The sequence below is a fragment of the Salmonella sp. SAL00670 genome (assembly GCF_046552235.1).
GTDB classification, from domain to species: Bacteria; Pseudomonadota; Gammaproteobacteria; order Enterobacterales; family Enterobacteriaceae; genus Salmonella; species Salmonella enterica.
Genome location: NZ_JBGDUO010000007.1, coordinates 1 through 11549, shown reverse-complemented (window position 1 = coordinate 11549; position 11549 = coordinate 1). Strand labels below are relative to the sequence as shown.

The following is an 11549-nucleotide window of genomic DNA, read 5'->3' as shown; positions in this document are numbered from 1 at the left end:
AATGTGACGAGTAACGTACTGATAATCAATAAAGGAGACGCTATGCTGGGATTAAAACAGGTTCATCACATCGCGATCATTGCGACAGACTATGCGGTGAGCAAGGCGTTTTATTGCGATATTCTGGGGTTCGATCTGCTAAGCGAAGCCTGGCGGGAAGAGCGTGACTCATGGAAGGGCGATTTGGCGCTAAACGGGCAGTATGTGATTGAGCTTTTCTCTTTTCCCTTCCCTCCGGCGCGTCCAAGCCGACCTGAAGCCTGCGGCCTGCGCCATCTGGCTTTCAGCGTGGAAAATGTGGAAAACGCCGTTGCGCATCTGGAAAAGCATCAGGTTAAGTGCGAACCGATACGCATCGATCCGTATACCGGGAAGCGCTTTACTTTTTTCAACGATCCGGACGGTTTACCGCTTGAGCTGTATGAGCAGTAAGGCTTGTCATTAAGACGCTCGCCAGGTAACGTTGCCGGGCTAAGTCACTATAAGCATGGATCATGACCACTCTCACGTTGAATACCTCGTTACTCTCTTCTCGCCGTATTCTGGCTGCCTTTAGCGGTGGCCTGGATTCTACGGTGCTTCTGCATCAACTGGTGTTGTGGCGAGAACGCCACCCTGACGTTACGCTGCGTGCTATCCATATTCATCACGGTTTAAGCCCTCATGCTGATAGCTGGGTGCGGCATTGCGAAACCGTATGCGCACGCTGGCAGGTTCCGCTGGTAGTGGAGCGGGTGACGCTGGCAGATAATGGCCTGGGTATCGAGGCCCATGCGCGTGAAGCGCGCTACCGGGCGTTCGCACAGACGCTATTGCCTGGCGAAGTGCTGGCAACCGCGCAGCACCTTGACGATCAGTGTGAAACATTCCTGCTGGCGTTAAAGCGCGGCAGCGGTCCGGCCGGACTTTCCGCGATGGGAGAATGCTCGCCTTTTGCCGGAACTCTGCTTCTTCGCCCGCTGTTGAGAGAAACGCGGAAGACGCTGGAACAGTGGGCTGTGCGGCATGGCTTATGCTGGATTGAAGATGAAAGCAATCAGGATGACGCCTACGATCGCAATTTTTTACGCCTGCGCGCGCTTCCGCTCTTACAGCAGCGCTGGCCGCATTTTCCTGCGGCGGTAGCCCGTAGCGCGACGCTCTGCGCCGAGCAAGAAAGGCTGCTGGACGAGCTTCTGGCCAGCGATCTTACGGACTGTATCACGACGGAGGGAACATTGCGGCTCTCTCCATTAATGTCGATGAGCGATGTGCGGCGGGCGGCGATTTTGCGTCGCTGGCTGGCGATGCGTAATGCGCCGATGCCCTCTCGCGACGCGCTGGAACGTATCTGGCAGGAGGTGGCGCTGGCGCGCGACGATGCCTCTCCCTGTTTACGTTTTGGCGATCACGAGATTCGCCGTTATCAGTCGCAACTGTGGTGGATTAAATCCGTGGCCGGACAACACGAAACGACGGTCGCCTGGCCCGTCTGGCAAACACCGCTGGCGCTGCCTGCCGGCTTAGGGACGGTACAGCTCGTTCCTGGCGGCGAACTGCGCCGACCGCGAGAGGAAGAATCCGTCAGCATTCGTTTTAAAGCGCCAGGCGTGTTACATATTGTCGGGCGTAACGGTGGACGTAAATTAAAGAAAATCTGGCAGGAGCAGGGGATCCCGCCCTGGCGACGAGACACCACGCCGCTGTTGTTTTACGGCGAAACGCTGATTGCGGCTGCGGGTGTTTTTGTGACGCGTGAGGGAGCAGCAGAAGATAAAGAAGGGGTGAGTCTGGTTTGGCATGCCTGATGGCGCTGCGCTTATCAGGCCTACGTATCGCATGGAACGTAGGCCGGATAAGGTGCTTGCACCACCATCCGGCAACAAAATACTCAGGATTCGCTAACTACCACGGTACCAATTTCCGGGTGGCTGAAACTGGCGATTTTATCGAGACGAAGCTCACAAGACTCGCCGGAAACTTCGGCAAGCAGATATTCTACGTTTTTACGTAAGATCAAATCGTTCGCTTTTGCCTGCAAAACCTCGCCATCTTTTAACGTTAGCGTCAGTATTAAATGATGCATGCAGGCAAGCTCAAGACTATCGTAGTCATCGCAATTAATGGGTTGATACGTTTCATTCATTGACATAATCGCTCACCAGTAAGTTCGCGGCAGCATAAGCTGCCTTTTCCCTGACCGACTCTGAAAGGGCGCTATCTGCCGCCACTTCATTAAGCACTTTCAATACACAACCCAGCGCATCCGGGACATACCCTAAGTCTCCGCTGGCGATTTCCGCATACCGCTTGCGTACTAACTCACAATATTTTTCCACATGCCCTCCTGTCAGCATTCTGACTTAACCGTGGATGCAAGTCTAAGCCTACGAAGTTAAATCTTGTTTAGCAAGGTGACTATACCATACTCATTTGCGCAATATCAGCGCCTGACGCGAGTGGGTAAAAGATTCGTTAACAGCCTTTTAGCGCGGTTTTCGCTACAATGGGCGCCTGATTCGAAAGGAGTTTTCTCATGGCGCTTAAAGCGACAATTTATAAAGCCGTCGTCAATGTGGCTGACCTTGATCGCAACCGGTTTCTGGATGCGGCATTGACGCTGGCGCGTCACCCTTCTGAAACGCAGGAGCGCATGATGCTGCGCCTGTTGGCATGGATAAAATATGCTGATGAACGGTTGCAGTTTACACGTGGGCTCAGCGCGGAAGATGAGCCGGAGGCCTGGCTGCGCAACGATCATCTGGGCATCGATCTCTGGATAGAGCTGGGGCTGCCGGATGAGCGCCGTATTAAGAAAGCCTGTACTCAGGCGAGCGATGTCGCGCTCTTTGCTTATAACTCCCGGGCGGCGCAAATCTGGTGGCAGCAGCATCAAAGCAAGTGCGCGCAGTTCGCTAACCTGTCCGTCTGGTATCTGGATGACGGGCAGCTGGCGCAGCTCAGTGAATTTGCCGATCGTACCATGACGCTACAGGCGACGATTCAGGACGGCGCAATCTGGCTTTCTGATGCTCGGAATAATCTGGAAATACAGCTAACCGCCTGGCAACAGCCCTCATGATTGCCATCTCCCGGACGGTCTCCATAGCCGATAATGAGCTGGAAATTACGGCCATTCGCGCGCAGGGCGCGGGTGGTCAGCACGTAAATAAGACCTCTAGCGCGATTCATTTGCGCTTTGACATTCGGGCCTCTGGCCTGCCAGAGTATTATAAACAGCGTTTGCTGACGGCCAGCCACCATCTGATAAGCGATGATGGCGTCATTATCATTAAGGCGCAGGAGTTCCGGAGCCAGGAGCTCAACCGGGAAGCGGCTATCGCCAGGCTGGTTGCCGTCATAAAAGAATTAACCGCGGAGCAAAAAAGCCGTCGCGCAACACGTCCGACGCGTGCCTCGAAAGAGCGCCGCTTGTCCTCAAAGGCGCAAAAATCTTCTGTAAAGGCGCTTCGCGGCAAAGTTCGTCGTCCACTGGATTGACGGGCAGGAATAGCAATTTCATAAGGATTTTATGGTGAGAACAGCAATATTGTCAGTAGCGGCAGCCTGTACGCTATTTGCATTGATAGGGTGTAATAACCGTGCGGAAGTTGACGCCCTGCAACCTGCGCAGGCGGCGGAATTAAAACCCATGCAGCAAAGCTGGCGCGGCGTGCTGCCCTGTGCGGATTGTGAAGGTATTGAAACGTCACTGTTTCTGGAAAAAGACGGCACATGGGTGATGAACGAGCGCTATCAGGGCGTGCGCGAAGAACCTTCCTCTTTTGCGTCATACGGTACCTGGGCGCGGACGGCGGATAAACTGGTGTTAACCGACAGCAATGGCGAGAAATCGTATTATCGCGCGAAAGGCAATGCGCTGGAGATGCTCGACAGAGAAGGCAATCCGGTGGCTTCGCAGCTTAATTATACGCTGGTGCCTGTTACCGCCAGCCTGCCGGTAACGCCAATGCCGTTGCGTGGTATGTATGTATACAGGGCCGATGCGGCGACCTTTACCGATTGCGCGACCGGAAAACGGCTGCCGGTCGCCAGTAACGCCCAGCTTGAGCGCGGCTATCTGGCGGCGAAAGGTGAAGCGGAAAAACCGGTGCTGCTGACGGTAGAAGGGCATTTTGTGTTAGCCGCGAATCCGGACACGGGCGAGCCGGTAAAAACGCTAATAGCTGATAAAAATGTGAAGTTTGCGCCGGGTAAAGATTGCACTCACTAATAAAAGGCCTCGCAGGGTGCGAGGCCTTTACATATCTGCCGGATGGCGCCGGGCAATCCCAACAAAATGTCGTTTAGCCTTTAATCGCCTTGACCAGATAATCAACGATATCGCCGGTTTTAATCAGCGATTTTTCACCGCTACGACGGTATTTATACTCAATATCGTCGTTATCCAGGTTGCGATCGCCAATCACGATAGTATGTGGAATACCAATCAGCTCCATATCGGCAAACATCACGCCCGGGCGCTCTTTACGGTCGTCCATCAGCACTTCAATGCCTTGCGCGCGCAATTCGCTGTACAGCTTTTCCGCCAGCTCCTGCACACGGAAGGATTTGTGCATATTCATCGGCAGAATAGCGACCTGGAAAGGCGCAATGGCGTCAGGCCATACAATGCCGCGCTCGTCAAAGTTCTGCTCGATAGCCGCGGCAACGACACGTGTTACGCCGATACCGTAGCAGCCCATTGTCAGGATCTGGTTACGGCCATCTTCACCCTGAACGGAGGCTTTCAGCGCTTCTGAGTACTTGGTACCTAACTGGAAGATGTGACCCACTTCGATACCGCGTTTGATAAGCAACGTTCCCTGACCGTCCGGACTCGGATCGCCGGCGACTACGTTACGGATGTCGGCAACAACAGGCGTCGCCACATCGCGATCCCAGTTAATACCAAAGTAGTGTTTACCGTCGATGTTAGCGCCAGCGGCAAAATCGCTCATGGCGGCAACGGTACGATCGATGATGACCGGAATCGGCATATTGACCGGGCCGAGGGAGCCAGGGCCGGCATTAATCACGGCGCGAATCTCTTCTTCAGTAGCGAAGGTCAGCGGGCTGGCAACGTGCGGCAGTTTTTCCGCTTTAACTTCATTCAGTTCATGATCGCCGCGAACCAGCAGAGCCACCAGCGGAGACTTGCTGTCTTTCACCGCTTTCACCAGCAGCGTTTTTACCGTTTTTTCAATTGGCAGGTTGAATTGTTCCACCAGCTCCGCGATGGTTTTGGCATTTGGCGTATCGACCAGAGTCATTTCCTGCGTCGCCGCTGCGCGCGGCGTTTGCGGCGCGATAGCTTCTGCCAGTTCAATGTTAGCCGCGTAATCAGAAACATCAGAGAAAACGATATCGTCTTCGCCGCTTTGCGCCAGCACCTGGAATTCATGCGAGGCGTTGCCGCCGATAGAACCGGTATCGGCCTGTACCGCGCGGAAATCCAGCCCCATACGGCTGAAGATACGGCTATACGCGGCGTACATGGCGTCATAGGTTTCCTGCAACGACTCCTGAGAGGTGTGGAAAGAGTAAGCATCTTTCATCAGGAATTCGCGCGAACGCATCACGCCAAAGCGCGGACGCACTTCATCACGGAATTTGGTCTGGATTTGGAAGAAGTTCAGCGGCAACTGCTTATAAGAGCTGAGTTCATTACGCACCAGATCAGTGATAACTTCTTCGTGGGTCGGGCCGAGTACGAACGGACGCTCGCCACGGTCGACAAAACGCAGCAGTTCCGGACCGTACTGTTCCCAACGACCACTCTCTTGCCACAGGTCGGCTGGCTGAACGACTGGCATCGACACCTCGATAGCACCGGCGTTGTTCATCTCTTCACGCACGATGTTTTCGACTTTTTTCAGGACGCGCAGGCCGGTCGGCAGCCAGGTATATAACCCGGAGGCGAGCTTGCGGATCATCCCGGCGCGCAGCATCAGCTGGTGGCTGATAACCTCGGCGTCGGCAGGTGTCTCCTTCAGAGTGGAGAGCAGGTATTGGCTAGTACGCATGTTGTTACGGTTCCAGTTGAACGATCGAACAGGCTCAATGTGAGCCTGATACAAAAAAAGTGATTTAGTTTACCAGCGTGCAAGAGATGTCAAAAGAGAAGGGCGTGAAATTACCGTGGTTCCAGCGCAAACACTTCAAATCCCGAGTTAACCACACGCCAGCGCACGTTAAAATCATGCAGCCAGACGGCATAGGTTTTGCCCGTCTCTTCACCCTTACGATAAGCCGGGCGAGGATCTTGCGCCAGCACATCGCAAATAAATGTCCGTAGCTGCGGATAACGCCTTTCCAGCGTCGTAAGCTGTTGAGCCACCTCAGCGGTAAAACTCACGGGCATTTCAGCTATCGGCGCCTGTTGCGCATAGCTGGCGGCGGCGTCCGGTAAGGCCTCGGCAAACGGTAAATACGGTTTGATATCCACCACCGGCGTGCCATCCACCAGATCCAGACTGCCTAATTTCAGAATTACGCTCTCTTTCCGGCACTCGATACCTTTTAGCGCAACGAGCGACATGCCAATCGGATTGGGGCGGAACGTGGAGCGCGTGGCAAAAACGCCCATTCTGGCGTTACCGCCAAGACGGGGCGGACGAACTGTCGGCCGCCAGCCGCCGTCCATCGTCTGATGAAAAACGAAAAGCACCCACAAATGGCTGAAAGCTTCCAGGCCGCGAACGGCATCGGCCTGGTTGTAAGGCGCTATCAGATGCAGTTCGCCGCAGGCGCTTTTGACCAGACCAGGCTGGCGCGGAACGGCGAATTTTTCTTTATAGGGGGAGCGAATAACGCCGATTTGTTCAAACTGAAAGCTGCTCATTTCGCCGAAATATTCAGGGCGGACCCGATACAAACCGCCTGACGGTAGCAGCCTGGCGTGCCGCTGGTAATTTCACAGCTGTGCAGCAGGACGGCGTTGGCTTTCATTTTAGAGGCATTAATCTGCATACGCTTGCGCGCAGTTGGAATGTTAGGCGGAGAGTCTTGATTTGTTGCCTGGCAGGATTCGCCGCTAACCTCGCCAAGATCGCGGAAAGGTTTGCCGACTAAGTCTTCAGCATTGGTGTAAATCCTGACGGGAGCGGCACGCGACGCTTTAGGTTTCTCCGGCTCCGCTTTTGGCGGGGTTGCGGTGCTTTGAACGGGTTCAACAGGGGATCTGCTTAGCATGGAACAACCGCCCAGCATGAGTGCCAATAAACAGATCGGTAAAGCACGCATAATATTTCCTCAATGAATGTTCTAATTGCCAGATATTGAATCAGGAGCTTGCATAAATGACAAGACGGGCAATAGCCCGTCCTGAATAATATTACAGATTGTGGAATCAGCCTAAAACTTACCAGCCTTTCACCGCACCGCCATTAAAAACTTTATTTGCGGCTTCGTACACTTCATCAGACTGGTAAGCCTGAACGAATTTTTTCACATTCTCGGCGTCTTTGTTATCTTCACGCGTCACGATCAGGTTAACGTACGGAGAATCTTTATCTTCAACGAAGATACCGTCTTTCGCTGGCGTCAGGCCAATCTGGCTGGCGTATGTCGTATTGATGACCGCTAACGCGATCTGCGCGTCATCCAGCGAACGCGGCAACTGCGGCGCTTCCAGCTCAACAATTTTCAGATTTTTCGGGTTTTCCACGATATCCAGCGAGGTAGGAAGCAGACCGACGCCGTCTTTCAGTTTAATTAGCCCTACTTTTTGCAGCAGCAGCAGGGAACGACCAAGGTTGGTCGGGTCGTTAGGCACAGCGACCTGGGAACCGTCCTTGAGCTCATCCAGAGATTTGATTTTTTTGGAATATCCTGCAATGGGATAGACAAAAGTCTTACCAACAGAAACCAGTTTGTAGCCGCGATCTTTGATTTGCTGATCCAGATACGGTTTGTGCTGGAAGGCATTGGCATCGATATCGCCTTTGCTCAGCGCTTCATTAGGCAGAACATAATCATTAAAGGTCACCAATTCCACGTCCAGGCCGTATTTTTCTTTCGCGACTTTCTGCGCGACTTCGGCAACTTGCTGCTCTGCGCCAACGATTACGCCGACTTTAATATGATTCGGATCTTTTTCATCCTGACCGCAACCCGCAAGTGCCAGAGAACCAATCAGAGCACCCACTGCCGCAAAGGTTTTGAATTTGAACGCCATGCTTATTTCCTTAATGAGTATTTGTGTTGTGTTTAACGTTACTTATGCGTGACAGCCCTGACGATGCGATCGCCGGATAACTGAATTAAATAAACCAGAACGACAAGTAATACCAGCACCGTATTCATCACGGTAGCATTGTATCCAATATAACCGTACTGATAGCCGATTTGACCGAGGCCGCCTGCGCCGACAGCGCCGCCCATTGCGGAGTAACCGACCAGGGTGATCAGTGTAATGGTTGCCGCATTCACCAGACCAGGCAGCGCTTCCGGTAAAAGGATTTTACGTACAATTTGCAGCGGCGTGGCGCCCATCGCTCGCGAGGCTTCAATCAGCCCGGCAGGGATCTCTAACAACGCATTTTCCACCATACGGGCGATAAAAGGCGCGGCGCCAACGGTCAGCGGTACAATCGCGGCCTGCAAACCAATGGAGGTGCCGACAATTATTCGGGTAAAAGGAATCATCCACACCAGCAGGATGATAAAGGGAATTGAGCGGAAAATATTGACCACCGCAGAGAGGGAGCGATACAGCCTGGCGTTCTCCATAATCTGCCCCGGGCGCGTAACATACAGCAATACGCCGACCGGCAGGCCAATCACGAAACCGAAGAAACCGGAGACAAAGGTCATCGCCAGCGTTTCCCAGACGCCACGAACCAGTAACCACATCATTGCCTCAGACATAACCCAGTACCTCTACTTTCACATGGTGATCCTGCAGCCAGGCAATTGCGGCTTGCGTCTCTTCTTGTGTGCCGTGCATTTCCGTTAGCATAATGCCGAACTTCACACCGCCCGCGTAATCCATCTGCGCGCTGATAATATTATTGTTCACGTTGAAACGACGCGCGGTTTCAGAAAGCAGCGGGGCATCCACAGACTGTCCGGTGAATTCCATGCGCAGCATCGGCACGCTGTCAGTTTCCGGCGACGCTTTCAAACGCGCCTGGTAATCTTCCGGAATGTCCAGGTGCAGAGTGGACTGAATAAACTTCTGCGCCAGCGGCGTTTTAGGATGCGAGAAGACTTCGCTGACCGTATCCTGCTCAATAAGCTCGCCATTACTGATAACGGCAACGCAGTCGCAGATACGTTTCACGACATCCATTTCATGAGTGATAAGCAGAATCGTCAACCCCAGACGACGGTTGATATCTTTCAGCAATTCCAGAATCGAACGGGTCGTTGCGGGATCAAGCGCGCTGGTGGCTTCATCGCACAGCAACACTTTTGGATTACTGGCTAACGCGCGGGCAATCGCGACACGCTGTTTCTGACCGCCGGAAAGATTTGCCGGATAGCTGTCGTGCTTGTCGCCAAGACCGACTAAATCCAGCAGCTCTGTGACACGGCGTTTGATCTCTTCCTTTGGTGTGTTATCCAGTTCCAGCGGCAACGCGACGTTGCCAAACACGGTACGGGAAGAGAGCAGGTTAAAATGTTGGAAAATCATGCCGATTTGACGGCGAGCTTTGGTCAACTCAGACTCTGAAAGCGTTGTCAGCTCCTGACCGCCGACCATTACGCTTCCTTCAGTAGGACGTTCAAGTAAGTTAACGCAGCGGATAAGCGTACTTTTACCGGCGCCGGAGGCGCCAATGACGCCATAAATCTGCCCGGCAGGCACGTGCAGGCTGACATTATTTAGCGCCTGAATGGTGCGCGTCCCCTGCTGGAACACTTTGGTAATATTCGAAAGTTTAATCATTGATTCTTTATTATCGTAATGAAATGAGCGGAGGCATTTTCGTCTGCCTAATACGGTCAACGCCGTCAACAGAATGGATGTTAAGGCATCCAGACGTCTAAATCAATCAGGCTTTATACGATGAGCACTTTCTTGCCTGCTGAAACATGCGATACTAGCGCCACTTGCTTTACTCAGGAGCTATAAAAGGTGGCAAAGTCTGTACCCGCAATTTTTCTCGACCGTGACGGCACCATTAATGTGGATCACGGCTACGTACATGAAATCGATGCATTTGAGTTTATAGACGGCGTTATTGACGCGATGCGCGAGCTAAAAAAAATGGGCTATGCGTTGGTGGTGGTGACGAACCAGTCCGGAATCGCGCGCGGCAAATTCACTGAGGCGCAGTTTGAAACGTTAACCGAATGGATGGACTGGTCGTTGGCGGATCGCGATGTTGATTTGGACGGCATCTATTATTGTCCTCACCATCCGCAGGGCAGCATAGAAGAGTTCCGTCAGGTATGTGATTGCCGCAAGCCGCATCCAGGAATGCTTATCTCGGCGCGTGATTTCCTGCATATCGATATGGCGGCTTCTTATATGGTGGGAGACAAGCTGGAAGATATGCAGGCGGCAGCGGCGGCAAATGTCGGGACAAAAGTGCTGGTGCGTACGGGCAAACCGGTCACGGCAGAAGCAGAAAACGCGGCGGACTGGGTGTTAAACAGCCTTGCTGACCTGCCATCGGCGATAAAAAAGCAGCAAAAATAAGCGTTATGGATAAAAGATGAGCGGTTAAAACAAAAATGCATTTTTCCGCTTGTCTTCCTGAACCGACTCCCTATAATGCGCCTCCATCGACACGGCGGATGTGAATCACTTCACACAAACAGTCGGTCGGTTGAAGAGAAAAATCCTGAAATTCAGGGTTGACTCTGAAAGAGGAAAGCGTAATATACGCCACCTCGCGACGGTGAGCTGAAAGCCGCGTCGCACCTGCTCTTTAACAATTTATCAGACAATCTGTGTGGGCACTCGAAGATACGGATTCTTGACGTCGCAAGACGAAAAATGAATACCAAGTCTCAAGAGTGAACACGTAATTCATTACGAAGTTTAATTCTTTGAGCATCAAACTTTTAAATTGAAGAGTTTGATCATGGCTCAGATTGAACGCTGGCGGCAGGCCTAACACATGCAAGTCGAACGGTAACAGGAAGCAGCTTGCTGCTTCGCTGACAAGTGGCGGACGGGTGAGTAATGTCTGGGAAACTGCCTGATGGAGGGGAATAACTACTGGAAACGGTGGCTAATACCGCATGACGTCGCAAGACCAAAGAGGGGGACCTTCGGGCCTCTTGCCATCAGATGTGCCCAGATGGGATTAGCTAGTTGGTGAGGTAACGGCTCACCAAGGCGACGATCCCTAGCTGGTCTGAGAGGATGACCAGCCACACTGGAACTGAGACACGGTCCAGACTCCTACGGGAGGCAGCAGTGGGGAATATTGCACAATGGGCGCAAGCCTGATGCAGCCATGCCGCGTGTATGAAGAAGGCCTTCGGGTTGTAAAGTACTTTCAGCGGGGAGGAAGGTGTTGTGGTTAATAACCACAGCAATTGACGTTACCCGCAGAAGAAGCACCGGCTAACTCCGTGCCAGCAGCCGCGGTAATACGGAGGGTGCAAGC

General features: G+C 52.9%; 14 protein-coding genes and 1 rRNA gene. 7 read left to right on the top strand and 8 right to left on the bottom strand.

The features are described 5' to 3' along the window. Positions 1-42: 42 nt before the first annotated feature. Both ACLJRS_RS19495 and tilS read left to right on the top strand, forming a co-directional pair. Positions 43-432: a VOC family protein gene (locus tag ACLJRS_RS19495; protein WP_000901086.1), complete on the top strand. Its 390-nt coding sequence runs from the start codon at positions 43-45 to the stop codon at positions 430-432. Positions 433-494: 62 nt separating this feature from the next. Beyond that, positions 495-1787 carry a tRNA lysidine(34) synthetase TilS gene (gene tilS, locus ACLJRS_RS19490; RefSeq protein ID WP_000210045.1) on the top strand — a complete coding sequence of 431 codons (1293 nt, stop codon included), beginning with the start codon at positions 495-497 and terminating at the stop codon, positions 1785-1787. Positions 1788-1870: 83 nt separating this feature from the next. Here tilS and rof read toward each other — a convergent pair whose 3' ends face one another. Continuing rightward, a complete protein-coding gene (rof, locus tag ACLJRS_RS19485; protein ID WP_000062330.1) occupies positions 1871-2131 on the bottom strand; it encodes a Rho-binding antiterminator in 261 nt (86 codons plus the stop codon). After that, positions 2118-2318 carry a YaeP family protein gene (locus tag ACLJRS_RS19480; protein WP_001518678.1) on the bottom strand — a complete coding sequence of 67 codons (201 nt, stop codon included), beginning with the start codon at positions 2316-2318 and terminating at the stop codon, positions 2118-2120. Before ACLJRS_RS19480 ends, rof begins: the two co-directional genes overlap by 14 nt. A gap of 197 nt (positions 2319-2515) precedes the next feature. Between ACLJRS_RS19480 and ACLJRS_RS19475 the strand changes: the two genes are divergently transcribed. Genes ACLJRS_RS19475 through nlpE form a run of 3 tightly spaced genes read left to right on the top strand, consistent with a single transcriptional unit; the run spans position 2516 to position 4213 of the window. Next, entirely contained in the window at positions 2516-3061 is a 546-nt protein-coding gene (locus ACLJRS_RS19475; RefSeq protein WP_001185319.1) for a YaeQ family protein, read from the top strand. Next, a complete protein-coding gene (gene arfB, locus ACLJRS_RS19470; protein ID WP_000560527.1) occupies positions 3058-3480 on the top strand; it encodes an alternative ribosome rescue aminoacyl-tRNA hydrolase ArfB in 423 nt (140 codons plus the stop codon). Before ACLJRS_RS19475 ends, arfB begins: the two co-directional genes overlap by 4 nt. 31 nt (positions 3481-3511) lie before the next feature. Beyond that, on the top strand, positions 3512-4213 hold the full coding sequence (gene nlpE, locus ACLJRS_RS19465; RefSeq protein ID WP_000252575.1) for an envelope stress response activation lipoprotein NlpE: 702 nt from the start codon (positions 3512-3514) through the stop codon (positions 4211-4213). A gap of 73 nt (positions 4214-4286) precedes the next feature. On the opposite strand, the gene proS is transcribed toward nlpE, so the two are convergent. The 6 genes from proS to metN form a co-directional block, all read right to left on the bottom strand. Further along, entirely contained in the window at positions 4287-6005 is a 1719-nt protein-coding gene (gene proS, locus ACLJRS_RS19460; protein WP_001260683.1) for a proline--tRNA ligase, read from the bottom strand. A 110-nt stretch (positions 6006-6115) separates the two neighbouring features. After that, complete coding sequence (gene tsaA, locus ACLJRS_RS19455) at positions 6116-6823, bottom strand: tRNA (N6-threonylcarbamoyladenosine(37)-N6)-methyltransferase TrmO (RefSeq protein ID WP_000093986.1); 708 nt, start codon at positions 6821-6823, stop codon at positions 6116-6118. Further along, positions 6820-7224, bottom strand: a complete 405-nt coding sequence (rcsF, locus tag ACLJRS_RS19450) for an Rcs stress response system protein RcsF (protein ID WP_001202317.1) — start codon at positions 7222-7224, stop codon at positions 6820-6822. Before rcsF ends, tsaA begins: the two co-directional genes overlap by 4 nt. A gap of 118 nt (positions 7225-7342) precedes the next feature. Beyond that, positions 7343-8158, bottom strand: coding sequence for a methionine ABC transporter substrate-binding lipoprotein MetQ (gene metQ / locus ACLJRS_RS19445; RefSeq protein WP_000874215.1), 816 nt, complete (start codon positions 8156-8158; stop codon positions 7343-7345). Positions 8159-8196: 38 nt separating this feature from the next. Then, complete coding sequence (locus tag ACLJRS_RS19440) at positions 8197-8850, bottom strand: methionine ABC transporter permease MetI (RefSeq protein ID WP_001287486.1); 654 nt, start codon at positions 8848-8850, stop codon at positions 8197-8199. Then, positions 8843-9874, bottom strand: a complete 1032-nt coding sequence (gene metN, locus ACLJRS_RS19435; RefSeq protein WP_000594018.1) for a methionine ABC transporter ATP-binding protein MetN — start codon at positions 9872-9874, stop codon at positions 8843-8845. The genes ACLJRS_RS19440 and metN overlap by 8 nt, the downstream gene beginning before the upstream one ends. 189 nt (positions 9875-10063) lie before the next feature. On the opposite strand from metN, the gene gmhB reads away from it, so the two are divergent. Continuing rightward, positions 10064-10630, top strand: a complete 567-nt coding sequence (gene gmhB / locus ACLJRS_RS19430; protein WP_001140158.1) for a D-glycero-beta-D-manno-heptose 1,7-bisphosphate 7-phosphatase — start codon at positions 10064-10066, stop codon at positions 10628-10630. A gap of 370 nt (positions 10631-11000) precedes the next feature. Continuing rightward, positions 11001-11549: ribosomal RNA gene (locus ACLJRS_RS19425) — 16S ribosomal RNA — on the top strand; the annotation flags it as partial.